Origin of the sequence: Achromobacter sp. SIMBA_011, assembly GCF_046535435.1 — a bacterium.
GTDB classification, from domain to species: domain Bacteria; phylum Pseudomonadota; class Gammaproteobacteria; order Burkholderiales; family Burkholderiaceae_B; genus Achromobacter; species Achromobacter dolens.
Genome location: NZ_JAWRWN010000853.1, coordinates 1 through 254 on the forward strand (window position 1 = coordinate 1; position 254 = coordinate 254).

Sequence of the window (254 nt, forward strand, 5' to 3'; positions counted from 1 at the left end):
GTCGCCCAGATGCCGATCTGCTTCGCTTCGAACGCGGCGAACGCGTCGACCGGCAGCACGAAGCGCACGTCGACGTCGCGCGCCGCGAGGCCGTGTTCGCGCAGCGCGCCGTACAGCTGGTATTGCGAAATGCTGCCGCGCGCCGACGATACGACCACGGGGCGGCCCTTGAGGTCGGCGACGCTTCGCACCGGCGAATCGGGCTGCACGACGATGCCGAGCGACGTCGGCGAGCCGGCGCGCGTCGCGACGAT

At 71.3% G+C, this 254-nt stretch carries 1 protein-coding gene; it reads right to left on the minus strand.

What is annotated here, in order from left to right; translation table 11 throughout:
• Positions 1-254: ABC transporter substrate-binding protein (locus SB816_RS33410; RefSeq protein ID WP_410548430.1), on the minus strand; the 254-nt coding region annotated here is incomplete at both ends.